A 24,265-nucleotide genomic window follows, 5' to 3' on the forward strand; every position below is an offset into this window, starting at 1 on the left:
TGCCGGCACCTTCTCCCGCAAGGGGAGAAGCGCGGCCGCCCCTTACGTCACCACACTCGGTTCGGCCATGCCGGTCTTCTCGGCGATGCCGCTGAGCTGGCGGGCGACGGCGATCACATCGGCGAGGGCGGCCTGCGTCTCGATGCCATGCTGGGCGGGATCGGCTTCGTAGCGTTCGAGATAGACGCGCAAGGTCGCGCCTTCCGTGCCCGTGCCGGAGAGGCGGTAGACGATGCGCGAGCCGTTTTCGAACAGGACACGCAGGCCCTGGTTCTTCGAATCCGATCCATCGACCGGATCGTGATAGGCGAAGTCGTCGGCCGACTTGACCTTGAGGGCGCCGAAGCTCTTGCCGGGCAGGCTGGTGATCTGCGAGCGGACCGCCTCCATCACCGCATTGGCGGCTTCCGTGGGCACGGCTTCATAGTCGTGGCGCGAATAATAGTTCCGGCCATATTTGGCCCAATGCTCGCGCACGATGTCGAGCGTGGGCTGGCGGCGCTTGGCCAGCAAGGTGAGCCAGAGCAGCACCGCCCACAGCCCGTCCTTCTCGCGGACGTGGTTGGAGCCGGTGCCGGCGCTCTCCTCGCCGCAGATGGTGACGCGATCGGCGTCGAGCAGGTTGCCGAAGAACTTCCAGCCGGTCGGCGTCTCGTAGATGCCGACGCCCATCGCCTTGGCGACCTGGTCGGCCGCAAGGCTGGTTGGCATCGAACGGGCGATGCCGGAAATGCCCTTGGCATAGCCCGGCGCCAGATGGGCATGGGCGGCCAGGATGGCCAGGCTGTCCGACGGCGTGACGAAGATGCCGCGGCCGATGATGAGATTGCGGTCGCCGTCGCCATCCGACGCCGCCCCGAAATCGGGTGCGTTCGGGCCCATCATGAGATCGTAGAGATCCTTGGCGTTGACGGGATTGGGGTCCGGATGATGGCCGCCGAAATCGGGCAGCGGGGTCGAGTTCACCACCGTGCCGGCAGCCGCACCCAGCTGATCCTCGAGGATGCGGCGGGCATAGGGGCCGGTGATGGCCGACATCGCGTCGAAGCGCATGGTGAAGCCGGACTTGAACAGGTCCCGGATGGCATCGAAGTCGAAGAGCTTGCCCATCAGTTCGGCATAGTCGGCAACCGGATCGACCACCTCGACCACGGTGTCGCCGATCTTCGTCTCGCCGAGCTGATCGATATCGATGTCGGGTACGTCGGCGATCTTGAACTCGCTGATCGACTTGGTGCGGGCAAAGATGGCATCGGTGATCTTCTCGGGCGCCGGACCGCCATTGCCGATATTGTACTTGATGCCGAAATCCCCCTCCGGCCCGCCGGGATTATGGGAAGCAGACAGCACGATGCCGCCAAAGGCCCCATATTTGCGGATGACGGCCGAGACGGCAGGCGTCGACATCAGGCCTCCCTGCCCCACCTTGATGCGTCCGAAGCCGGCGGCGGCCGCCATTTTGAGGATCTTCTGAACGACCTCGCGGTTGTAGAAGCGCCCATCGCCGCCCACCACCAATGTTTTGCCGGCAAATCCCTCCAGCGTGTCGAAAATCGACTGGACGAAATTCTCGACATAATGCGGCTGCTGGAACACCGGCACCTTCTTGCGCAAGCCGGACGTGCCGGGCTTCTGGCCATCGAAGGGTTGGGTCGGGACGGTACGGATCATAGCGAGGTTCCGGTTCTGGTTTATCGGAAGTTCTATCGGTCAAAAGCGAGAGGAGCGCATCCCCACGCCCTCGAAAAGCTGCCGACAAGCCCCCTTCATGCCAACAACTCGCGATAGAGCTTGGCATAGCTGGCGGCCCTGAGGTCCCAGGATTGGTCCAGCCCCATGCCGCGGCGCTGCATCGCCTGCCAGACGGGCTTGTCGTTGTAGAGCGCGATGGCTCTCGAAATCGCATCACGCAGCATGTCCGGCGTGATCGGCTGGAACTGCACGCCGGTCGCGGCCTTGAGCGTCAACGCCGCATCGTTGGCATCGACGATGGTGTCGGAGAGTCCCCCGACGCGCGCCACCACGGGAATGCAGCCATAGCGCAGGCCGTAAAGCTGGGTGAGGCCGCAAGGCTCGAAGCGCGACGGCACCAGCGTCATGTCCGAGCCGCCGAACATCAGATGCGAGAGCGCCTCGTCGAAACCGAACACCGCTCCGACGCGTCCGCGATGCTGGAGACTGGCCTGCCTGAAGATGCCCTCCAACTCCCGATCGCCGGAGCCGAGCAAGGCGAGCCGCGCCCCCGAAGAGACCAGATGCGGCAACGCTTCGGCGAGAATGTCGATGCCTTTCTGCCAGGTCATGCGACTGACCAGGCAAAACAGCGGCGAGTTGTCGTGGTCGAGGCCGAAACGCTCTTCCAGAGCCTTGCGATTGCCCGCGCGCCTGGCCAGTGACTTGGCATCGTAATTGACGACCAGGTTCGGATCGGTCTGGGGATTCCACACGCGCTCGTCGATACCGTTGACGATGCCGGAGAGCACGTCGGCGCGGCCGGACAGCAGCCCTTCCAGCCCCATGCCGGCCTCCGCCGTCTTGATTTCGGCGGCATAGCGCGGCGAGACGGTGGTGATGCGGTCGGCAAAATGCAGTCCGGCCTTCAGGAAACCGATCATGCCGTAATACTCGACCCCGTCCAGGGCAAAGGCCCGCTGAGGCAGGCCGAGACTGCCGAGGATGGAGCGGGGATATTGGCCCTGGAAGGCCAGATTATGCACCGTGATTACCGATTTCGGCCTGACAGCCTCGGCATAATTGAGATAGGCAAGCGTCATTGCTGCCTGCCAGTCATGCACATGGACGATGTCGGGCCTGTAAGCCTTGACCAGGCCGTGGCAGATCTCCGCAGCCGCGCTCGACAGGGCGCAATAGCGCTGGGGATTGTCGAGCCAGTCGCGCCCGTCGGCGTCGACATAAGGATTTCCCGGCCGGTCGAACAGATGCGGCGCATCTACGGCCAAGAGGTCGAGCTCGCCGATCGAGGCGCGCTTGATGGCGGTGCGGCCGCCGAAAAATCCCGGCAGCTTGGCCACCGTCTGCCAGGAATCGCTTGCCGCCATCACAGCGGGATAGCCGGGAATGACTGTCGTCACCGCCACGTCATGGCCTTTCAAGGTGGCAGGCAGCGCGCCGACGACGTCGGCGAGCCCCCCCGTCTTGATCAGCGGATGGATTTCGGACGCAACCGCGAGAACTTTGATCATCGAAAGCGCAAACTTCTTGTTGACGCATTTTCCTAGCCGAAAAGCTTGTGACTTTTCCAGAAAATGCTGCGGATCGCGTCGTCAGAGCTTCAGCTTGTCGATCATGGGCTGCGTGATTAGGCAGATACCCTTGTCCGTCCGTCGGAAGCGTTTGGCATCCAGTTCGGGATCTTCGCCGACGACGAGACCCTCTGGGATGATCACGCCGCGATCGATCACCACATTCTTGAGTTGGGCCGAACGCCCAACCTCGACATAGGGCAGGATCACGGCGTTTTCCACGCTGGAATAGGAGTTGATGCGCACACCGGTATAGAGCAGCGAGTGCTTGGCCGTTGCCCCCGAGACGACGCAGCCGCCCGATACCAGCGAGGAGATAGCCGTACCGCGCCTTCCCTCGGCGTCATGTACGAATTTAGCCGGCGGCGTAATTTCGGCGAAGGTCCAGATCGGCCATTCCTGGTCGTAGAGATCGAGCGCGGGCACCACGTCGGTGAGATCGATATTGGCTTCCCAATAGGCGTCCACCGTGCCGACGTCACGCCAATAGGACTCCTTCTCATGCTCGGAACGCACGCAGCTCGCCGGGAAGCGGTGCGCCACCGCTTTGCCATGCTTGACGATATGGGGAATGATGTCCTTGCCGAAGTCGCGGCTCGAATTGGGATCATTGGCATCCCGGTTGAGTTCCTCGGTGAGGAACTTCATCGAGAAGACGTAGATGCCCATCGATGCCAGAGCCATTTCCGGATTGCCGGGGATGCCGGGCGGATCCTTGGGCTTTTCCACGAAGGCGACGATGCGGTCCTGCTCATCGACATGCATGACGCCAAAGCCGGTGGCCTCCATGCGCGGCACTTCGAGACAGCCGATGGTGACATCGGCATTCTGCTCGACATGCTGCTTGAGCATCAGCTCGTAGTCCATTTTGTAGATATGGTCGCCCGCCAGGATGACCATGTATTCCACGCCGGTGCCGTCGATGATGTCGAGGTTCTGGTAGACCGCGTCCGCCGTGCCTCGATACCACATGTCCTCGGAAATACGCTGGCTGGCCGGCAGGATGTCGAAGCTCTCGTTGCGCTCCGGCCGCAGGAAGTTCCATCCGCGGTTGAGATGGCGGATCAGCGAATGCGCCTTGTACTGCGTAGCCACGCCGATGCGACGAATGCCCGAGTTGATCGCATTCGAAAGGGCGAAATCGATGATACGGCTCTTACCTCCGAAATAGACCGCGGGCTTGGCGCGCCGGTCGGTCAGTTCCATCAGGCGGCTGCCGCGGCCTCCGGCCAGCACATAAGCCATCGCCGAACGTGCCAGCGGCCCACCCTTCGAATGCCTCGGTTCCGTCATACAGTTCCTCCCACTGATAATCCGGGATGACGCTGCTGCCTTCTTTTTCAGCCTCGGCTCCTATGGCGGGGCCGCGACTCTCCAAAGACATGCAACGCCTACTCCCCAGCCTAGTTCCCCGCCCATTCCAGCATGATGGCCGTCAGGGGCGGCAGATTGATACGCGCGGACGCCGGTTTGCCCTTCCAATCGCCCGCATAGGCATAGACTCCGCCGGCATTGCCTCGATTCAGCCCGAAATAGCGCTCGGAATCGGTGTTGAGAATTTCCCACCACTGCCCCGCCAGCGGCAGGGGCAGCAGATAGCCGTCGCGCGCGACGGGGGTGAGATTGGCCACCACCACGATCGGCATGGCATCGGTGGCATAGCGCGCCCAGGCGAACACCGAATTGGCATTGTCGTCGACGACCATCCACTCGAAGCCGTCGCCCTCGCAATCGCGCTGATGCAGCGCCGCACGGCCGCGATAGAGATGATTGAGGTCGCGGACGAGATCGCTCAGCCCCTTGTGCGGGCCATATTGCATCAGGTCCCAGTCCAGCCCGACATTCTCGTTCCATTCGCGGCGCTGGCCGAAATCCTGGCCCATGAACAGCAGTTTCTTGCCCGGATAGGCCCACATCAGCGCGTAATAGGCCCGCAAGGTCGCGAACTTGTCCCCTTCCAGGCCCGACATCTTGTTGACGATGGAATTCTTGCCGTGAACCACCTCGTCATGGGAAAGCGGCAGCACGAAATTCTCGGCAAAGGCGTAGATGAGGCCGAAGGTCAGGTCGTCATGGTGATATTGGCGATAGACCGGCTCGCGCTGCATGTAGCTCAGCGTGTCGTGCATGAAGCCCATGTTCCACTTGAAACCGAAACCGAGCCCACCGTCATGCACAGGCTTGGACACGCCCGGCCAGGCGGTGGATTCCTCGGCGATGGTCATCACGCCGGGATGGGCGGCATAGACTTCCTTGTTCATGCGCTGCAGGAAGGCGATGGCGTCGAGATTCTCCCGTCCGCCATGGATATTGGGCAGCCACTCCCCGTCTCGGCGCGAATAGTCGAGATAGAGCATGGAAGCGACGGCATCCACGCGCAGCCCGTCGATATGGTAGCGCTCCAGCCAGAACAGGGCATTCGCAATCAGGAAATTGGCAACCTCGCGCCGGCCGAAATCATAGATCGCTGTGTTCCAGTCGGGATGGAAGCCGCGCCGCGGATCGGGGTGCTCGTAGAGCGCGCTGCCATCGAACCAGGCAAGGCCATGCGAGTCGGTCGGAAAATGCGCGGGCACCCAGTCGAGGATCACGCCGATCCCAGCGGCATGGGCGCGGTCGACGAAACGCGCAAATCCCTCGGGCGAGCCAAAGCGGCTGGTCGGTGCGAACATGCCGGTCGGCTGATAGCCCCAGGATGCATCGAGGGGATGCTCCGTCACCGGCAGCAACTCGATATGGGTGTAACCCATATGCTGGACATAGGCGATCAGCTCGTCGGCAAGCTGTTCATAGCTGAGAAAGCGCTGATGCTCGCCGCGCTTCCAGGAGCCGAGATGCACCTCATAGATCGACATCGGCGCCCGCCGCGCGTCGCGATGCGCCCGCTCCTCGAGCCATTGCTGATCCGTCCAGGCGAAGGCTTCGGATGAGGCGACCCGGGAGGCCGTGCCCGGACGCAATTCGCTGGCGAAGGCGAAGGGATCGCTCTTCAGCGGCAGCAGGGCGCCGTTGGGCCCGATGATCTCGTATTTATAATAGGCGCCGACCTTGACGCCCGGCAGGAAGATTTCCCACACGCCGGTATCGACGCGCTTGCGCATCGGATGGCGACGGCCGTCCCAGTCGTTGAAATCGCCGACAATCGATACCCGCCTGGCATGCGGGGCCCACACGGCGAAATGCACGCCCTCCATGTCGCCGTGCCGCAAGGGGCGGGCCCCGAGCTTGTCCCAGAGCCTGAGATGGGTGCCTTCCGTCAGCAGATAGTCGTCGACCTGCCCCAGCAGCGGCCCGAAACGATAGGGGTCCTCGACCTCCCACTGCCCGCCCGCATTGACGGCACGCAGGCGGTAGATCCCGACGCTGTCGGGCACCAGGCCTTCGAAGACGCCATCGTCATGCCGCCGCTCCAGGGCGACCGGCCCGGCCAGATTGGGCGCGAGCACCGACAGCGTCTCTGCATTGGGGATGAAAGCACGGACGACGAGACCCGCCGGCGTCTCATGCGGGCCGAGCACGGCAAAAGGATCGGCATGACGTCCCGCCGCAAGCGCCGCGACTTCCACATCGGACAAACGCCAATCCGCCGTCTTGCCGCGGCTGGCCGGCCGCTTGGCCAGGGGTGCCGGCTTTTCGGCTCTGGCGACGGGAGCGTTCGTCTTCGTTGTCTTTGCCAAGCGCTACGCCCCTTTTCGAACCGGATCGAAACGCCTGGTCTTTACGCGATCAGGCGTCTTCCTGTGATCCTCTCGAACACAAGCTAGGGCTTTTGCTACACCGGTCAACGATTAAACGCAGCCTGCCCAAATGGGTTATGCCGCGAGCGCCGCAGGGTGAAAAATTTGGAGGTTTCGGCCTTTGACGGCAACGGGACAGACGATCCCACCGAAAAAATCCGAGACGTTTCATGGCCCGGGCCGGCCTGATGCCGCCGCTCCACGGGCCATGCGTCGAGACACGGGCTTACCAAAAACGACATCCCGCGAAGCCAGGCTTCATGCCTCGCGGGATGCAAGTCCTGCTGGTCTTGCGACGATAGCGCCGCCTATTCCGTCGCCGTCGTCTGCACGCCCCAGATCTCGTCGGCATATTCGCGAATGGTGCGGTCGGAGGAGAACCAGCCCATGCGCGCGACGTTGAGGATCGACTTTTCCCGCCAGGCGGGCTTGGTAGCCCAGAGCGTATCGACATTGCGCTGCATGGCGGCGTAGGCGTCGAAATCGTCGGTGACGAAGAACCAGTCGCTGGAGCGCAGCGACTGCACCGTGCCGCGATGCCGTTCGCGGTCGGTCGGCGAGAACACGCCGCCTTCCACCGCATCGAGCACCTCGGCCAGGGCCGGCGAAGCCGCGATGGCGTCAGCCGGATTGCGGCCCTGGCGCTTGCGCTCCTCGACCTCATGCGCCTTCAGGCCGAAGATGAAGATGTTGTCGTTGCCGACATGCTCCTTCATCTCGACATTGGCGCCGTCCAGCGTGCCGATGGTGAGGGCGCCGTTGAGCCCGAACTTCATGTTGCCCGTGCCGGAGGCTTCCAGCCCTGCGGTCGAGATCTGCTCGGAAAGATCGGCCGCAGGGATGATGACTTCAGCAAGGCTGACATTGTAGTTCGGCATGAACACGACCTTCAGCAGGTTGCGCACGGCCGGATCCGAATTCACCACCTTGGCGACGTCGTTGATCAGCTTGATCACATATTTGGCAGCCGTGTAGCTCGCCGCCGCTTTGCCGGCAAAGATCTTCACGCGCGGAGCCCAGTCGCGCTCTGGATGGGCGCGAATGGCATTGTAGAGCGCGATGGTCTCGAGAATGTTGAGCAGCTGGCGCTTATATTCGTGGATGCGCTTGATCTGGACGTCGAACATCGCGGAGGGGTCGACGCGCAGGCCCACGGTCTGCTGCAGCACCTTGGCCAGGCGCGCCTTGTTGGCATGCTTGACGGCCGCGAAGGCCTCCTGGAAGGCGCTATCCTGGGCGTAGGGCTCCAGCGCCACCAGCTTTTCGGCATCGTCGAGATAGGCATCGCCGATGGTTTCGCGCAGCAGCGTGGTCAGCCCCGGATTGGCGGTCATCAGCCAGCGCCGTGGCGTGATGCCGTTAGTCTTGTTGGTGATGCGGCCGGGGAACAGCGTGTTGAGGTCGCGGAACACCGTTTCCTTCATCAGTTCCGAATGCAGGGCGGATACGCCATTGACCTTGTGCGAGCCGACAAAAGCGAGATTGCCCATGCGCACGCGCCGGCCGTGGCTCTCGTCGATGATCGAAACGGTGGCGATCACGGCATCGGAAGCGCCGCTCTCGCGCGCCTCGGTCAGCACGCGGGCATTGATGGCGTAGATGATCTGCATGTGCCGCGGCAGCAGCCGCTCGATCAGCGGCACCGGCCAGGTTTCCAGCGCTTCCGGCAGCAGAGTGTGGTTGGTGTAGGAGATCGTCTCGCGGGTGATGGCGAAGGCATCGGCCCAGTTCAGCCCGTGAATGTCGATCAGAATGCGCATCAGCTCGGCCACCGCGATGGCCGGATGCGTATCGTTGAGCTGGATCGCCGCCTTGGACGGCAGGGTCTTGATGTCGCGGTGCTGCTGCAGGTGGCGGCGCACGATGTCCTGCAGCGAGGAGGACGTGAAGAAATATTCCTGGCGCAGCCGCAGTTCCTGGCCGGCCGGGGTTGAATCGGCCGGATAGAGCACGCGCGAAATGGATTCGACCTTGGTCCGGTCGTTCAGCGCGCCGATATGGTCGCCGGCATTGAAGGCGTCGAGCGAAATCGGGTCGAGCGAACGGGCGGACCACAGGCGCAGCGTATTGACGCGGTTGCCGCGCCAGCCGACGGCCGGCGTGTCATGGGCAACGGCGAGCACGGTCTCCGCCGGCTTCCAGCTGTGCACGGCCGAACCGTCCCAGCCATCCGTCGCTTCGACGGCGCCGCCGAAGCCGACCTCATAGGCGACTTCCCGGCGCGGGAACTCCCAGGGATTGCCGTTCTGCAGCCAGTTCTCGGGCGATTCCGTCTGCCAGCCATCGACGATGTTCTGGCGGAACAGGCCGTTCTCGTAGCGGATGCCATATCCATAGGCGGCGATGCCGACGGTGGCCATGCTCTCCATGAAGCAGGCGGCAAGGCGCCCGAGACCGCCATTGCCGAGCGCGGCATCGGGTTCCATCTCGGCGATCATGTCGAGATCGACGCCGACGGAAGCCAGCGCCTCGCGGGCCGTGGCGACGAGGCCGAGATTGTTGAGGCCGTCCTTGAGCAGGCGGCCGATCAGGAATTCGAGCGAAAGATAATAGACGCGCTTGCCGCCCATGCGGTAGACGCCGCGCGTGGTTGCCATCCAGCGGTCGACAATGTGGTCGCGCAGTGCCAAGCTCACGGCCCGCAGCCAGTCATGGTCGCGCGCCACGATCGGGTCCTTGCCGACGGCATAGGTCAGCTTGGCGAGGATCAGGTCACGGAAGGCGCGTGCCTCGCCGGTCGCTTCCGGCAGCTTGGCCGCGTCATCACCGACAGCCATCGCCGCCTCGGCCGAATAGAGCTTGTCGTGCAACGTTGAAGTCATGTGTCGCTTCTCGATCATTGATCCCAGGACGGTGCTCCTTAACCCAAGTGCCGCCTGGTTACGAGTGCCCTTTTTGCATAAGATGTAGGCAAAAACACTGATATCTTGTGATTTAAGTCGGAACTGCCGCCATGATCATCTCATATGTTCGTCCTGCATAGCTCCGGCGGCTTGTGCGGGGTGCGCACAAAAGTCCCGATGCTGTGCCGATGGCCGTGGAGAGCGTGTGCTCCCGATGGAATCCTGGCTGAATTCCTCGGGGGATGGTGATATGCCACCGCGATGGGGCCGCGCGATTTCATGGGGATCGTCAGGAATCGCAAAACCGCGCCGAGACAAGGAGTTAGGGCAGTGAGCGCTCAGGCGCCCGGCCCTGGGAGACAGGCATGACGGCTATCTATTTTCTCGCGGTCGACGGAGGCGGCACCAATACGCGAGCGCGCCTCTACGACGCGAACGACCGGCTGATCGGCGAAGGCCTGTCGGGCTCCTCCAACCTGACCCTCGGCACCGAGATTGCCGGCCCCGCCATCGCGGCAGCCGGCGACGCCGCGATGGCCGCTGCCGGATTGGCGCCCGGCGCCAAGGCCCAAATCCGGGCCGGCCTCGGGCTTTCGGGCGGCAATATTCCGGCCCTTGCCGACGGTATCGCCGCCTTTCCCTTCGGGTATGGAGCCTTGACCGTCACCTCGGATGCCGTCACCGCCTGCCTCGGCGCCCATGCCGGCCAGGATGGCGGCATCTTCATCCTCGGCACGGGCTCGCAGGGTCTGGCCCTGGTGGACGGCAAGGAGACCTCGGTCGGCGGCTGGGGATTCGCCCTGGGCGACGACGCCTCCGGCGCCGTGCTCGGACGGGCCGCACTCAGGGCCGCCATGCTCAGTGTCGACCAGCTCGGCCCGGTGAGCGACCTGACCCGCCGCCTGCTGGCGCATTTTCACGATGATCCGAACGAAGCCGTGATCTGGGCCAGGACCGCCACGCCGCGGGATTACGGCCGCTTCGCGCCTCTGGTGTTCGAGGCCGCGGGCGGCGACGTGGTGGCGGATCACCTGATCGCTGGGGCCACGGGCTCCATCGTCGCCATGATCGATCGCCTGACAGACCTCGGCGCCCCCAGGATCGCCCTGATGGGCGGGCTCGCCGAACCCTATCGGCCCTATCTGCCGGTACGTTACGACGAGATCCTGGTTCCACCCAAAGGCGATGCCCTCGCGGGTGCCCTGGCGCTGGCGAAGAGGGGCCACTGATGATGTCGCTCGATGCTCTTGTCGCTCCCCGCCTGTTCAATGGCGAGACTTTTGTCGAGGGCCACGCCGTGTTGGTGGAGGCCGATGTCATCGTCGGCCTGGTGCCACGGGCCGACATTCCCTCCTATGCCGCCGTGACCACCCTGCCCTCCGGCGTGCTGGCCCCCGGCTTCGTCGACGCCCAGGTCAATGGCGGCGGCGGCTTTCTGTTCAACCAGTCGCCCGACGTGGCGACACTCGAGGGCATGGTCGCGGCGCATAGGCGGCATGGCAGCACCGCCCTGCTGCCGACCTACATCACCGATACGGCCGAGGGCATGAAGAGAGCTATCGCGGCCGCCCGCCAGGCGATTGCCGACGGGGTACCGGGCATGGCCGGCATTCATCTCGAAGGTCCTTTCCTCTCGGTACCGCGCAAGGGCGCCCATGACCCCGCCCTGATCCGGCCCCTGACGGACGCGGATGTCGAACTCATCCTCGGCAGCGGCATCGAAACCGTCCTGCTCACGGTGGCGCCGGAAAATGCGCCGCTTCACCTGATCCGGCGCCTGGTAGACGGGGGTGTGATCGTCAGCCTCGGCCATACCGACACCAGCTATGAGGCGGTGATGGCGGCGGCGGATGCCGGCGCCACCGGCATCACCCATCTCTTCAACGCGATGTCGCCCCTGCAGGGCCGCCATCCCGGGGTCACCGGCGCCGCCCTCGACCATGGCGGGCTGTGGGCCGGCATCATCGCCGATGGCCTCCATGTCCATCCAGGCTCGCTCTCGCTGGCCCTGCGGGCAAAGAAGGCGCCGGGGCGGCTGTTCCTCGTCACCGATGCCATGCCGACCGCCGGCGATGCCAACGATGTCTTCCATCTCAACGGGCGCAAGGTCACCCGGCGCAACGGCGCCCTGACACTGGAAGACGGCACGCTCGCCGGCTCCGATCTGACCATGGATGCGGCGCTGCGCTACAGCATCGGCCATCTCGGCGTCAGTCTTGGTGAAGCCCTGCGTATGGCCAGCCTCTATCCCGCCCAGTTCCTGCGCCTCGACAACCGTCGCGGGCGGCTGGCGCCGCGCTATCGCGCCGATCTGGTGCATCTCGACGAAAACCTGACCGCACGCGGCGTGTGGGTCGGCGGTCGCAAGCTGGCCGGGTGAAGCGACCGTCAAGCAGTGCGGTGGGGCGCGAACAGGATGACGGCCATGCCCGCAAGGCACAGAACCGCCCCGATCAGGTCCCAGCGATCGGGCCTGATCCCTTCGACGGCCCACAGCCACAGGAGCGAGGCGCCGATATAGATGCCGCCATAGGCGGCATAGGCCCGGCCCGCCGCGTCCGTCTCGATCTGGGTCAGCAAAAAGGCAAAGGCGATGAGCGCGGCTGTGCCCGGCACCAGCCACCAGACCGGCTTGCCTAGGCGAAGCCAGCTCCAGAAAGCATAGCAGCCGCCGATCTCGCCGACGGCCGCCAACGCATAGAACAGAATCGATTTCATGCCGGCCGTGAACTCCGCTTCCGCCTCAGCTTAACGGGCTGTGGCAGACGGCGGAAGGCGGCGGAGACGAGACAGCGGCAGGAGGTCGCTGCGCCCCTGCCCGCCCTGCTCAGAATTTGTAGCTGATGCCGACCAGTGCGACCGTCTCGTGGAAGCCGGCCTTGAAGCGGGTATCGGGCGCCACGCGGAAGCGCGACTTGCCGAAATCGGTATAGCGCACCTCGACGCGGCCGATCCAATTGTCGGTGAAGGCATATTCGACCCCGCCGCCGACAGTCCACCCCACCTTGGTCTTGGTGGAAGAACCCACGACATCGCCGTCGAAGAGGTTCCAGCGCTCGCGAATATCGCCGAAGGCAACACCGCCGGTGGCATAAACCAGAATTCGATCGAAGGCATAACCAAGACGTGCGCGGACCGAGCCCTGCCAGCGATTGGTCATATGCAGCCGACTGTTGCCGTTCTGGGCATCGATGACCGTATGGCTGCCCTTGATGCTGCTGAGGTCGATGTCGCCTTCCAAACCGACGACGATATTGTTGGAGAACTGTTCGTTGTAGCCGGCATGCAGACCACCAAGCACGCCATCGACGTTGAAGCTGTCGGCCGGCACGGGCGCCGACCTGCTCAAATCATCCTTTTCCCGCCCCCAGCCATAGCCGATATGGGCGCCGACATAGAAGCCGGTCCAGCTGAAGGGCGTCACCGGTACGATAGGCTCCACGGGAGCGGGTGCAAGGTCTGCCGAGAGTGCCGGCATCGGCGCAAGAAAGAGTGCCGCCAGAACGATTCTTCTCATGATCCCCACCTCATCACGACGTTGATCGGCAAGAAATCACTGTCACAATTCCTCCATATTGTCCAGATTTTCGAATTATATAGACCGAAAAACGAACTATAAATTTATCAAAATATATACTTTAGACTGAAAATACAGAAATGAATTCTTTATTTTCTAACCAAACGAGATCTATTCAAGACATTAGGGAAGCAGAGCCATATCTCCTTGGTAACCCCTCCCATGCAGAAGGCGGCCAAAAACCTTGCGTCCCGGCGAAACCACCGGGACGCAAGGCGCCAACAACAGGCAACTGGAGCAATTCGTGTTCAAGTACTCACGGCAGGTGATCGTCCTGCCGATCGAGGGCTCGGCTCATCCCTTGCTGGAGGCCGCCCAGAGATTGACGTTGCCGTCCTCGGCAGAGCGGTCGATCTCGGCCAGTTCCTCCGGCGAGAAATCGAGATTCTTCAAGGCACCGACGCAGTCCTCGATCTGGCCCGGCCGGCTGGCACCGATCAGCGCCGAGGTCATGCGGCTATCTCTGAGCACCCAGGCGATCGCCATCTGCGCCAGGGACTGGCCGCGGCGGCGGGCGATCGCATCGAGCGCGTGCAGTCTTGCCAGATTCGCTTCGGAGAGCTGGTCGGGCGAGAGCGACTTGCCGGCCGCGGCGCGGCTGTCGGCCGGGATGCCGCCGGCGCCGAGATATTTATTGGTGAGCAGCCCCTGCGCCAGCGGCGTGAAGGCGATGCAGCCCGCGCCATCGGCTTGGAGCTGGTCGAGCAGGCTGTCCTTCTCGATCCAGCGGTTGAGCATGGAATAGCTCGGCTGGTGGATGAGCAATGGCGTACCCAGGCGGCGCAGGATCGCTGCCGCCTCCTTGGTGCGCTCGGTGCCGTAGGAGGAAATGCCGGCATAATGGGCCTTGCCCTGGCGCACCGCGTCATGCAGCGCCGTCATGGTCTCTTCCAGCGGCGTGTTGGGATCGAAACGGTGTGAATAGAAGATATCGACCGTCTCGATGCCCATGCGCTTGAGGCTGGCGTCCAGGCTGGAGAGCAGATATTTGCGGCTGCCCCATTCGCCATAGGGTCCAGGCCACATACGATAGCCGGCCTTGGTGGAGATCACCAATTCGTCGCGATGACGGGCGAAATCCGTCTTCAGGATGCGCCCGAAGGTCTCCTCGGCCGAGCCGGGCGGCGGCCCGTAATTATTGGCGAGATCGAAATGGGTGATGCCGAGGTCGAAGGCCTTTCGGCAGAGCGCCCTGGCACTCTCGAAGGGAATGTCGCCACCGAAATTATGCCACAGGCCGAGCGAAAGGGCTGGAAGCTGAAGGCCCGAACGGCCGGAACGGCGATATTGCATGGCGTCATAGCGCGCATCATCCGCGACATAGGTCATTGGTGGCTCCAAAGGTGAGGGAATGCGAATCCGCAACAATTCATCAGACAAACTGACCGGCCCCGGTCGATTGTTCAACCACCCCTGCGCCGCCCTTGCAACCCGCCGCACATGAAAAGGCCGGCGTCGCCGCCGGCCTTTCCGGTTTCGGTTATGGGCGTGTCAGGAGGTGGTGACGGCGTCCTCGTAATCGGCCGATGACGTCTCGTCCTGCGTCGTGGAGCCCAGCACCATGGTCAGCACCACGGACACCACGAAGTTCAGCACCACGGCGATCACACCGATATAGAAGGACGTGCCGAACAGGGTGTAGGTCGAGACCACAGAGGTCGGGCCCCATGCCATGTAGCTGCCGGCCAGCATGCCCACCGCCCAGCCGATCAGCAGGGCCCAGCCATTGAACCAGCGTGTATAGAGGCCGGCCACCAGGGCAGGGAAGATCTGTATCATCCACACGCCACCGAGGAGCTGCAGATCGATGGCGAACTTGGTCGGCAGGAACACGATCACCACCAGGGCGCCAACCTTGACGATCAGGCTCATCAGCTTGGCAAGGTAGGATTCCTTCTGCGGCGACATAGTCGGCTCGATGAAAGGCTTCCAGACATTGCGCGTGAAGGTGTTGGCCGCCCCGATCGACATCACCGCGGCCGGCACCAGCGCGCCGATGGCGATGGCCGCAAAGCAGAAGCCCGCGAACCAGTCCGGGAACATCTTGTTGACCAGCAGCGGGATCGCCGCCTGCGCATCATCGGTCTTGATGTCGGCGGCGACAGCCATCACACCCAGGAGCGCGATGAGGCCAAGCACCAGCGAATAGGCTGGCAGTGTCACCGCATTGCGCCGGATGGCGTTGGGGCCGGTGGCCGACAGCGTGCCGGTAAGTGCGTGCGGATACATGAACAGCGCCATGGCCGAGCCGATCGACAGCGTGATGAAGGGCCAGATCTGCGAGGGCGCCAGGGTCAGGCCCACGGCTGCCGGCTTGCCGGCAGCAACAGCCGCCGCTGCCTTGGCGTCATAGACAAGCTTGGCCTTCTCGAAAATCGAACCGAAACCACCCAGCTGATAGGGAATGATGATGACCGCGGCGATCACGAAGATATAGATCATGATGTCCTTGACGAAGGCGATCATGGCCGGCGCGCGCAGTCCGCTCTTATAGGTGTAGAGCGCCAGGATGATGAAGGCGATCGTCAGGGGAAGATGCGAAGCGAAGCCCGTCGCCGAGAAGCCGAGGGCCTGGATCACCTTCTCCATGCCGACGAGCTGCAGGGCGATATAGGGCATGGTGGCGAGGATGCCGGTGAAGGCCACCGCCAGTTCCAGCCAGCGATTGCCGTAGCGCCCGGCGATGAAATCGGCCCCGGTGAGATAGCCATGCTTGTGGGTGGCGTTCCACAGCCGCGGCATGATCAGGAAGATCAGGGGATAGATCAGGATGGTATAGGGCACGGCGAAGAAGCCATAGGCGCCCACCGCATACATCAGGCCGGGCACGGCAATCACGGTGTAGGCGGTGTAGAGGTCCCCGCCCAGCAGGAACCAGGTGATCCAGGCGCCGAAGCGCCGGCCGCCGAGACCCCATTCATGCAACTGGTCGAGATCCCCCGCCTTCCAGCGCGACGCCACGAAGCCCACCACGGTGACGAGAAGGAAGAAGAAGACGAAGACCATCGCCGCCGTCCAATTGAGATTGTCCAGCATCAGCGTTCAACCTTCCAGGCGAGATAGACGAACAGCGACGAAATCGGCACCAGGACGAGCAGATAGAAATAGAAGAAGGGCAGACCGAACAGCACGGGATCGATGCTGTTATAAAGCGGTGTCAGCAATGCCAGTACGCAAGGTACCAGCAGAAGCAGGTATTTCATGGCATTTCCCCCGGACACTCTGAGAACGTGGCGGCAGCCGAATCCTCGCCCGCCGCAAACTCTTTGGGCAGATTCTTATTCCCTTGGAGAAAGATTGAGTCCAGCGGCAATGCGGGTCGCTCAACGGGAAAGGGTGTGATTTGGATAGCCAGGCTCGGCCCGGCGATCCAAAAGCCCCGCTCGACACCATCAGAGGTTGGATCGCCGGGCCAAGCCCAACGACAAGCTCTCGCCTGCCCGGCCGCGCCGTCAGATCTTGGCGGCCTTCACGAAAGTCGGATCGAAGGTCTTCTCGTAGGGAACGTTCGCGTTGGCGAGTTCCGGGTCGAGCGCCTTGAGCGCGTTCATCATCGACTCGTAGCCGTCCTTGGTGACCATGCCGTCCGGCGAATACATCTGCCGCGAATTCTGGAACGCCTGCATGTAGAGCTCGCGATTGCCGAGCAGATATTCCTTCGGCACGAGATCGGCGACATCCTCGGGCTTGGCCGTGCCGATCCATTTCAGGGCCTTCATCATGGCATTGACGACGCGCTGCGTGGTGACCGGATTGTCCTTCGCGAAGGACTGCTTGAGATAGACCGTCGCGGCCGGATTGGTGCCGCCGAACAGGGCCTTGGTGCCCTCTTCCGTGCGCGTATCGAGCAGGATGGCGATGTCGTCGTCATGCTGCAGCTGGCTGATCACCGGATCGAGATGCGAGAGGCCGTCGATGCCGCCGTTCTTGATGGCCGCGACGGCGCTGGCGCCGCCTCCGATGCCGATCTGCGCCACGTCGGCCGAGGTCAGCCCGTTCTTCTGCAGGGCATATTGCAGGAGCAGAGCCGTGGAAGACCCCGGGGCGGTGACGCCCACTTTGCGGCCCTTGAGATCGGCAATGGTCTTGATCTCGCCGGCAAGGCTCTTGCGCACCGCGATGACGATGCCCGGAAAGCGGCCGAGGTCGCAGACGGCAATGATGTCCTGCCCCTTGTTCTGCATGCGGATGGTATGCTCATAGGCACCGGTCACCACGTCCACCGAGCCGCCGACCAGGGCCTGCAGCGATTTGGAGCCGCCGGCGAAATCGTTGATGGTGACGTTGAGCCCCTCCTCCTTGAAGAAGCCCTTCTGCTCGGCCACGGTCAGCGGCAAATAATAGAGCAGCGGCTTGCCGCCGACGCCGATGGCGAGATCCGTTTTCTCGGGCTTGGCGTCTTCGGCGAAGGCCGGCAGCGTCCCGCCGAGCGAGGCGCCGAAGGCCATGCCGGTAGCACCGATCAGGAAAGTCCTGCGTTTCATCATTCTTCCTCCCAATAAGTCGCCAATATTGCTTACCCACGCCAGACCAGCAGGCGGCGCTCCACGGCCGTCATCAGCCAGTCGACGATGAGAACGAAGGCCATCAGCACGAACATGCCGGCGAAGACGCCGGTGACGTCGAATACGCCCTCGGCCTGCTGGATGAGATAGCCCAGGCCCGCAGAGGAGCCGAGATATTCGCCGACCACCGCGCCGACCACGGCAAAGCCGACCGAGGTGTGCAGGCTGGAAAACACCCAGGACATCGCCGACGGCAGATAGACATGGCGCAGGAGCTGGCGCTCGTTCATGCCGAGCATGCGCGCATTGGAGAGCACGGCCGGGCTCACTTCCTTGACGCCCTGATAGACGTTGAAGAAGACGATGAAGAACACCAGCGTGAAGCCGAGAGCCACCTTCGACCAGATGCCGAGGCCGAACCACAGCGCGAAGATGGGCGCCAGCACCACGCGGGGCAGCGCATTGGCGGCCTTGACATAAGGGTCGAAAATCGCGGCGACCACGGGCTGGCGGGCGAACCAGAAACCGAGAATGACGCCGCCCAGTGCGCCGGACAGGAAGGCAAGCGCCGATTCAGCCAGGGTGATCCACAGATGGTACCATATGGAGCCGTCGGTGAACCACTCCACGATCCGCCTCCACACGCTGAGTGGCTCGCCAAAGAAGAACGCCACCGTCTTGGGGGAGCCGAACAGCGTGGTCGTCGAGGCCAGATGCCACAGGGCGATGCCGATGATCGCGACGAGCACCTGCAGGATGAGCAAGACGATCTTGTTGTTCATTGGGTTCCCCATGACGGCCGTCTTCAGATGATTGCTTGGCTGCGCTCGCGATGACGACGAATGATCGCTCGAATTCATGTAAAAACCGCCGAACTAGCTGTAGGCCTTCATCACCTCGTCGCGCAGCGCGTCCCAGATGTCGCGATGCAGGCGGATGAAAGCAGGATCGTGGCGGATTTCGGCAATGGCGCGGGGTCGGGGCAGAGGCACGCTGAACTCCCCGATGATACCGGCTTTCGGGCCGGCCGACATGATGACGATGCGATCGGCCAAGGCTATCGCTTCATCGAGGTCGTGGGTGACGAACATCACCGCCTTGCGATCCTCCGACCAGAGCTTCAGGAGCAGGTCCCCCATGACCAGCCGGGTCTGGGCGTCGAGCGGCCCGAAGGGCTCGTCCATCAGCAACAGCTTGGGATTGCGGATGAGCACCTGCGCCAAGCCCACGCGCTTGCGCTGCCCGCCGGACAGCATGCGGGGATAGCGGTCGCCGAAACGGGCAAGACCGACCCGCTCCAGCCAGACCTGCGCCGCCTGCCTGGCTTTTTCGGCAGGCGTCCCCGCGACCTCCAGGCCGATGGCGACATTCTGCAGGACGGTCTTCCAGGGCATCAGCGATTCCTGCTGGAAGAGGTAGCCGGCCTGCCCGTTCAGGCCCTTGAGCGGCTTGCCGAACACCTCGACCGAGCCGGCCACCGGGGCGAGCAGCCCCGCCGTGGCATTGAGCAATGTGGACTTGCCGCAGCCCGTCGGCCCGACAATCGCGACGAATTCGTGGTCCCCGACCGTGAGGTCGACGTTGGCGACGGCATCAAAACGGGAATCCCTGGTTGCGAATGAAATCGAAACGCCCTTCAGCGCAACGGCTTGCGCTGCGCTCATGCGGCCTCGGCCCTTCTCATCTGCGGTCCTCCCGGATTGGTCCTACGAGTCGGCTTTGCGCGCAGTCTATACCGCGATGACAAAGGGCGGCCAGCCCCGGGATTGGGCTCATTGCGGCAAAGTGCCAGCCGCTCTCAGGAGGGCGAGAAGCGTGCGACCAACTGGTGGCGGTCTCCCGGATAGGTGAAACGCACTGCCGTGACGAACTGATCGCCGCGCCAGGTGCGCCGCTCCACCACCAGGCAGGCGCTGCCAGGCTCGAGCTTCAGCAAGGCCGCCTCCTCCCCCCGTGCCGCCGCTGCCTTGATGTGATGTTCGGCCACCGTCCAGGGCACGTGGCCCAGGAGCCATACGCCCGGGGGTTCCCACGTGAAATCGGCTTTCCCGGCCTGCGGTACCGCCTCCAGATCGATCAGGCGCTCCTCCAGGCAGAACGGGCCATCGCCGGCGAAATGGCGGCAGGTCAGCGCCAGCAATGGCCCGGAACCTTCCAGCGCGAATGTCAGGCGCTCGGCGGCCGTCGGACGGCGCTGGCGACGATGCATCAATTCGAAGCGATAAGGCAGGCCAAGCGCGGTCACCTCCGCCTCGATGCCGTGAATGGCCAGCACGGCGGCCTCGCTGCGCGGCTGCGATACGAAACTGCCAGCCTTGCGCCGGCGCTCGATCAAGCCGGCGGCGGCAAGCTGGGTCAGCACCTTGTTCACGGTCATGCGCGAGCAGCCATAGATCTCGGTCAGCTCGGTCTCGAACGGGATGCGGTAGCCGGGCGGCCATTCGCCCGAAACGATGCGGCGCTCGATATCGCCGAGGATGCGCTGATGGAGCGTCTGCGCCTTGGCATCCAGCTCGGGGGGGTCGACGCCGTTCATCAACGGCTCCCGCTGCGAGGTTGGCCGATCCTGACGGATACCGCAATCCCAGAGGCCTTTGCCTGCTTGATCATCGTCGCTTTTCCCCCCGCGCCAAACGGTACTAAACTCCCATCATTCCACTTGCGCGTCAATTAATATGTCTATACATGTTTCCGCATAACAGCAGGGTGGAGAACTCGATGTCGACAAACAGCCAAAGGCTCCGTTTGTGGCGCAATGCGCGCCTGGCCACCCTGGTCGGGGATGACCTCGGTATCGTGGAGCAGGGAGCCGTGCTTTCCGAGGGCGAGCGTATTGCTTTCGCCGGCCCCGAGAGCGACCTGCCGGCCGGCATGCGTGACAGGGCCGAGACCGTCGACCTCGAAGGCCGCTGGATCACCCCTGGCCTGATCGACTGTCATACCCATCTGGTCTTCGGCGGCGACCGGGCGCATGAATTCGAGCTGCGTCTCAAGGGGGCCAGCTATGAGGAGATCGCTCGGGCGGGCGGCGGCATCGTTTCCTCGGTCAACGCCACGCGCGCTGCCAGCGAGGACGAACTGCTCGCCAGTGCCCTGCCCCGTCTCGACCATCTGATTGCCGAAGGCGTCACCACGGTTGAGGTGAAATCGGGCTACGGCCTGGAAACCCGCACCGAACTCGCCATGCTGCGCGCCGCCCGCCGCCTCGGCGAGGCGCGCAGGGTCAATGTCTCGACCACCTTTCTCGGCGCCCATGCCCTGCCCGTCGAGGCCAAGGGCGACAAGGACGCCTATATCGACCTCGTCTGCCGGGAGATGCTGCCCGCCGTGGCCGCCGAAGGCCTCGCTGACGCCGTGGACGGCTTTTGCGAGGGCATCGCCTTCCTGCCCGAGCATATCAGCAAGGTCTTCGAGGCGGCGAAGAAGGCCGGCCTGCCGGTCAAGCTGCATGCCGACCAGCTTTCCAATCTGCACGGCGCCAAGCTTGCGGCCGATTACGGCGCGCTGTCGGCCGATCATCTCGAATATACCGACGATGAAGGCGCCGCCGCCATGCAGGCGGCCGGTACGGTCGCCGTGATCCTGCCCGGCGCCTACTACTTCATTCGCGAGACCAAGCAGCCGCCCATCGCCGCATTCCGGTCCCACAAGGTGCCGATGGCCGTGGCCACCGACTGCAATCCCGGCACCTCGCCGCTGACCTCGCTGCTGATGACCATGAACATGGCGGCGACCCTGTTCCGCATGACCGTCGACGAATGCATCGCGGGCGTTACCCGCAATGCCGCCAAGGCGCTCGGCAAGGCCCAGGACATCGGAACGCTCGAAGCCGGCAAGCGATGCGATCTTGCCATCTGGGATATCGAGCGCCCGGCCGAACTCGTCTACCGCCTAGGTTTCAATCCGCTACATCAACGCATCTGGAGAGGCCAGTGACCAATCCCGTTTTGCTGCGTCCCGGCAGCGTCTCGCTCGCACAATGGCGCGCCATCTATGACGGCGCGCCCGTCAGCTTGGACGAAGGCTGCCGCCCGCTGGTCGAGGCGAGCGCCCGGGCCGTCGCCGACATCATCGCCAAGGGCGAGCCGGTCTATGGCATCAATACCGGCTTCGGCAAGCTGGCGAGCGTGCGCATCGAGAATGCCGATCTCGCCATCCTCCAGCGTAACATCGTGCTCTCGCATGCCGCCGGCGTCGGCGATTCCCTGCCGGTCGAGGTCGTCCGGCTGATCATGGCCCTCAAGCTCGGCAGCCTGGCCCAGGGCTCCTCCGGCGTGCAATGGTCGACCATCACCACGCTGCGCGACTGCCTCGCCCGCGATCTTATCCCAGTCGTCCCCGGCCAGGGCTCCGTGGGCGCCTCGGGCGACCTGGCGCCACTCTCGCACATGACCGCTGCGCTGACCGGCGTCGGCGCCTTCTTCGTCAAGGGCGAGAAGGTGGAGGCCACGGAGGCGCTCAAGCATGTCGGGCTGTCACCGCTCGTGCTCGGGCCGAAGGAAGGCCTCGCGCTGCTCAATGGCACGCAGGTTTCCACCGGCCTGGCGCTGGCCGGCCTGTTCCAGGCTGAACGCGTGTTCCAGGGCGCGCTGGTGACAGGGGCGCTCTCGACCGATGCGGCCCGCGGCTCGGACGGTCCCTTCGATCCGCGCATCCACAAGGTCCGCGGCCATCGCGGCCAGGCCGAGGTCGCCGACACGTTGCGCGCCCTGATGGCGGGCAGCGCCATCCGCGCCTCGCACCTTACCGGGGACGAGCGCGTGCAGGATCCCTATTGCCTGCGCTGCCAGCCCCAGGTGATGGGCGCCTGCCTCGACCTCTTGCGCCAGGCCGCCGCGACGCTGACGATCGAAGCCAATGGCGTCACCGACAATCCGCTGGTCTTCACCGATACGGGCGAGGTGATCTCCGGCGGCAATTTCCACGCCGAACCTGTCGCCTTCGCCGCCGACATGATCGCCATGGCGCTGTGCGAGATCGGCTCCATCAGTGAACGGCGCATCGCCATGCTGGTCGATCCGGCGCTTTCCGGCATGCCCGCCTTCCTCACGCCCAAGCCCGGCCTCAACTCCGGCTTCATGATCCCGCAGGTCACCGCCGCCGCTCTGGTATCGGAGAACAAGCAGCGGGCCTTCCCGGCCAGCGTCGATTCGATTCCGACCTCCGCCAATCAGGAGGACCATGTCTCCATGGCCGCCCACGGCGCCCGCCGTCTCCTGGAGATGAGCCGCAACACCGCCAATGTCATCGGCATCGAATATCTCGCCGCCGTGCAGGGCTGCGACTTCCACGCGCCGCTGAAATCGAGCGAAGCGCTCGAGCAGGCCCGGGCGGCGTTGCGCGCCGAGGTGCCGCATCTTTCCGACGACCGGCACTTCGCGCCCGACATTGCCGCCGCCACCGCGCTGATCTGGAGCGGTGCGGCACAGAGGGCGGCCGGCCTCAAGACGCTGGCAAGCGTGGTGGAGGGCACGGCATGAGCCGGCCCGATTGGCTTGAGATCCGGCAGGGGCAGGCACCGCTGCTCGTCTCGCTGCCGCATACGGGCACCGAGATCCCGGCCGCGATCGAAGTGCGGCTGGTCTCGCCCTGGCTCGCCCGCAAGGACACCGACTGGTGGATCGAGACGCTCTATGATTTTGCGGCCGGGCTCGACGCCACCATCGTGCGCACGCCGATGTCGCGCACGGTCATCGACGTCAACCGTGACCCGTCCGGGGTTTCGCTCTATCCCGGCCAGGCCACCACGGAGCTGTGCCCGACCACCAGCTTCGACGGCGAGCCGCTCTACAAGGACGGCGAGGCGCCCGGCGCGGCCGAGGTCGCCGAACGGCGCGCCCTCTGGTTCGATCCCTATCACCAGGCCCTGGCCGACGAAGTCGCCAGGCTTAGGGGACGCCATCGCAACATCGCCGTCTATGACTGCCATTCGATCCGCTCGGTGATTCCGCGCCTGTTCGAGGGCACGCTGCCCGAGTTCAACATCGGCACCAATGGCGGCGTGACCTGTCATCCCGCCCTGGCCGAGACGATCGAGGCGCTCTGCCGCTCCAGCGGGCGCGAGACCGTGATGAACGGACGCTTCAAGGGCGGCTTCATCACACGCAGCCTGGGCCAGCCCGACAAGGGTGTGCATGCCGTGCAGATGGAACTGGCCTGCCGCTCCTATATCGACGAGCCGCTCGGCCCGGTCGGGGAAGCCAACTGGCCGGTTGCCTTCGATGCTGCCTACGCCCAACCCTTGCGCGAAACGCTCGGCAGCATCCTCAATGCCTGCCTGGTGTTTGCCAGGGCATTGAAATAGGGCGTTTTCGAAGCTTGGGGAAGCCGCTGGCACCCG

Annotated in this window: 19 protein-coding genes; 5 read left to right on the plus strand and 14 right to left on the minus strand. The window is 64.0% G+C overall.

What is annotated here, in order from left to right; genetic code table 11:
- Positions 1-42: 42 nt before the first annotated feature.
- The 5 genes from J8I29_RS28020 to J8I29_RS28040 form a co-directional block, all read right to left on the minus strand.
- Positions 43-1,671 (minus strand): alpha-D-glucose phosphate-specific phosphoglucomutase, encoded by a 1,629-nt coding sequence (locus J8I29_RS28020; protein WP_209434166.1) that lies wholly within the window; start codon positions 1,669-1,671, stop codon positions 43-45.
- A 95-nt stretch (positions 1,672-1,766) separates the two neighbouring features.
- A complete protein-coding gene (glgA, locus tag J8I29_RS28025) occupies positions 1,767-3,200 on the minus strand; it encodes a glycogen synthase GlgA (RefSeq protein WP_209434197.1) in 1,434 nt (477 codons plus the stop codon).
- An 84-nt stretch (positions 3,201-3,284) separates the two neighbouring features.
- Positions 3,285-4,556 (minus strand): glucose-1-phosphate adenylyltransferase, encoded by a 1,272-nt coding sequence (glgC, locus tag J8I29_RS28030; RefSeq protein WP_105861700.1) that lies wholly within the window; start codon positions 4,554-4,556, stop codon positions 3,285-3,287.
- 110 nt (positions 4,557-4,666) lie between these two features.
- Complete coding sequence (glgB, locus tag J8I29_RS28035) at positions 4,667-6,883, minus strand: 1,4-alpha-glucan branching protein GlgB (protein ID WP_209434198.1); 2,217 nt, start codon at positions 6,881-6,883, stop codon at positions 4,667-4,669.
- A 425-nt stretch (positions 6,884-7,308) separates the two neighbouring features.
- A complete protein-coding gene (locus J8I29_RS28040; RefSeq protein ID WP_209434167.1) occupies positions 7,309-9,822 on the minus strand; it encodes a glycogen/starch/alpha-glucan phosphorylase in 2,514 nt (837 codons plus the stop codon).
- Positions 9,823-10,208: 386 nt separating this feature from the next.
- Here J8I29_RS28040 and J8I29_RS28045 point away from each other — a divergent pair, with 386 nt between their 5' ends.
- Both J8I29_RS28045 and nagA read left to right on the plus strand, forming a co-directional pair.
- Positions 10,209-11,072, plus strand: coding sequence for a BadF/BadG/BcrA/BcrD ATPase family protein (locus J8I29_RS28045; protein ID WP_209434168.1), 864 nt, complete (start codon positions 10,209-10,211; stop codon positions 11,070-11,072).
- Positions 11,072-12,223: an N-acetylglucosamine-6-phosphate deacetylase gene (gene nagA, locus J8I29_RS28050; protein ID WP_209434169.1), complete on the plus strand. Its 1,152-nt coding sequence runs from the start codon at positions 11,072-11,074 to the stop codon at positions 12,221-12,223. The genes J8I29_RS28045 and nagA overlap by 1 nt, the downstream gene beginning before the upstream one ends.
- Before the next feature lie 8 nt (positions 12,224-12,231).
- On the opposite strand, the gene J8I29_RS28055 is transcribed toward nagA, so the two are convergent.
- From J8I29_RS28055 to hutC, 9 genes are all read right to left on the minus strand, one after another.
- A complete protein-coding gene (locus J8I29_RS28055; protein WP_209434170.1) occupies positions 12,232-12,561 on the minus strand; it encodes a YnfA family protein in 330 nt (109 codons plus the stop codon).
- Between the two features lie 109 nt (positions 12,562-12,670).
- Positions 12,671-13,360 carry an outer membrane protein gene (locus J8I29_RS28060; protein ID WP_209434171.1) on the minus strand — a complete coding sequence of 230 codons (690 nt, stop codon included), beginning with the start codon at positions 13,358-13,360 and terminating at the stop codon, positions 12,671-12,673.
- Positions 13,361-13,714: 354 nt separating this feature from the next.
- Entirely contained in the window at positions 13,715-14,749 is a 1,035-nt protein-coding gene (gene mgrA / locus J8I29_RS28065; RefSeq protein WP_209434172.1) for an L-glyceraldehyde 3-phosphate reductase, read from the minus strand.
- Between the two features lie 162 nt (positions 14,750-14,911).
- Positions 14,912-16,456 (minus strand): sodium:solute symporter, encoded by a 1,545-nt coding sequence (locus J8I29_RS28070; RefSeq protein ID WP_209434173.1) that lies wholly within the window; start codon positions 16,454-16,456, stop codon positions 14,912-14,914.
- Complete coding sequence (locus J8I29_RS28075) at positions 16,456-16,623, minus strand: DUF3311 domain-containing protein (protein WP_082979752.1); 168 nt, start codon at positions 16,621-16,623, stop codon at positions 16,456-16,458. Before J8I29_RS28075 ends, J8I29_RS28070 begins: the two co-directional genes overlap by 1 nt.
- 249 nt (positions 16,624-16,872) lie before the next feature.
- The gene (locus J8I29_RS28080) at positions 16,873-17,904 is read right to left on the minus strand and encodes an ABC transporter substrate-binding protein (protein ID WP_209434174.1); all 1,032 of its coding nucleotides are present in this window, start codon (positions 17,902-17,904) and stop codon (positions 16,873-16,875) included.
- A gap of 32 nt (positions 17,905-17,936) precedes the next feature.
- Entirely contained in the window at positions 17,937-18,707 is a 771-nt protein-coding gene (locus tag J8I29_RS28085) for an ABC transporter permease (protein WP_209434175.1), read from the minus strand.
- Between the two features lie 93 nt (positions 18,708-18,800).
- The gene (locus J8I29_RS28090; protein ID WP_209434176.1) at positions 18,801-19,589 is read right to left on the minus strand and encodes an ABC transporter ATP-binding protein; all 789 of its coding nucleotides are present in this window, start codon (positions 19,587-19,589) and stop codon (positions 18,801-18,803) included.
- Between the two features lie 134 nt (positions 19,590-19,723).
- A complete protein-coding gene (gene hutC / locus J8I29_RS28095) occupies positions 19,724-20,461 on the minus strand; it encodes a histidine utilization repressor (RefSeq protein WP_209434177.1) in 738 nt (245 codons plus the stop codon).
- A 182-nt stretch (positions 20,462-20,643) separates the two neighbouring features.
- Here hutC and hutI point away from each other — a divergent pair, with 182 nt between their 5' ends.
- The 3 genes from hutI to hutG are packed head-to-tail and all read left to right on the plus strand — an operon-like array spanning position 20,644 to position 24,229.
- On the plus strand, positions 20,644-21,861 hold the full coding sequence (gene hutI / locus J8I29_RS28100; RefSeq protein ID WP_209434178.1) for an imidazolonepropionase: 1,218 nt from the start codon (positions 20,644-20,646) through the stop codon (positions 21,859-21,861).
- Entirely contained in the window at positions 21,858-23,405 is a 1,548-nt protein-coding gene (gene hutH, locus J8I29_RS28105; protein ID WP_348536190.1) for a histidine ammonia-lyase, read from the plus strand. Before hutI ends, hutH begins: the two co-directional genes overlap by 4 nt.
- Positions 23,402-24,229, plus strand: a complete 828-nt coding sequence (gene hutG, locus J8I29_RS28110) for an N-formylglutamate deformylase (RefSeq protein WP_209434180.1) — start codon at positions 23,402-23,404, stop codon at positions 24,227-24,229. The genes hutH and hutG overlap by 4 nt, the downstream gene beginning before the upstream one ends.
- The last annotated feature ends 36 nt before the right edge of the window (positions 24,230-24,265 follow it).

Source organism: Labrys sp. LIt4 (assembly GCF_017813775.1).
In the GTDB taxonomy this organism is placed as follows: domain Bacteria; phylum Pseudomonadota; class Alphaproteobacteria; order Rhizobiales; family Labraceae; genus Labrys; species Labrys okinawensis_A.

Bases quoted from the DNA above. Each gene is read 5' to 3' on its own strand.
- glgC (WP_105861700.1), bottom strand. From the start codon at position 4,556: ATGACGGAACCGAGGCATTCGAAGGGTGGGCCGCTGGCACGTTCGGCG.
- J8I29_RS28070 (WP_209434173.1), bottom strand. From the start codon at position 16,456: ATGCTGGACAATCTCAATTGGACGGCGGCGATGGTCTTCGTCTTCTTC.
- J8I29_RS28060 (WP_209434171.1), bottom strand. From the start codon at position 13,360: ATGAGAAGAATCGTTCTGGCGGCACTCTTTCTTGCGCCGATGCCGGCA.
- J8I29_RS28080 (WP_209434174.1), bottom strand. From the start codon at position 17,904: ATGAAACGCAGGACTTTCCTGATCGGTGCTACCGGCATGGCCTTCGGC.
- hutI (WP_209434178.1), top strand. From the start codon at position 20,644: ATGTCGACAAACAGCCAAAGGCTCCGTTTGTGGCGCAATGCGCGCCTG.
- J8I29_RS28045 (WP_209434168.1), top strand. From the start codon at position 10,209: ATGACGGCTATCTATTTTCTCGCGGTCGACGGAGGCGGCACCAATACG.
- J8I29_RS28075 (WP_082979752.1), bottom strand. From the start codon at position 16,623: ATGAAATACCTGCTTCTGCTGGTACCTTGCGTACTGGCATTGCTGACA.
- J8I29_RS28040 (WP_209434167.1), bottom strand. From the start codon at position 9,822: ATGACTTCAACGTTGCACGACAAGCTCTATTCGGCCGAGGCGGCGATG.
- J8I29_RS28090 (WP_209434176.1), bottom strand. From the start codon at position 19,589: ATGAGCGCAGCGCAAGCCGTTGCGCTGAAGGGCGTTTCGATTTCATTC.
- J8I29_RS28085 (WP_209434175.1), bottom strand. From the start codon at position 18,707: ATGAACAACAAGATCGTCTTGCTCATCCTGCAGGTGCTCGTCGCGATC.
- J8I29_RS28020 (WP_209434166.1), bottom strand. From the start codon at position 1,671: ATGATCCGTACCGTCCCGACCCAACCCTTCGATGGCCAGAAGCCCGGC.
- J8I29_RS28055 (WP_209434170.1), bottom strand. From the start codon at position 12,561: ATGAAATCGATTCTGTTCTATGCGTTGGCGGCCGTCGGCGAGATCGGC.
- mgrA (WP_209434172.1), bottom strand. From the start codon at position 14,749: ATGACCTATGTCGCGGATGATGCGCGCTATGACGCCATGCAATATCGC.
- nagA (WP_209434169.1), top strand. From the start codon at position 11,072: ATGATGTCGCTCGATGCTCTTGTCGCTCCCCGCCTGTTCAATGGCGAG.
- hutC (WP_209434177.1), bottom strand. From the start codon at position 20,461: ATGAACGGCGTCGACCCCCCCGAGCTGGATGCCAAGGCGCAGACGCTC.
- hutG (WP_209434180.1), top strand. From the start codon at position 23,402: ATGAGCCGGCCCGATTGGCTTGAGATCCGGCAGGGGCAGGCACCGCTG.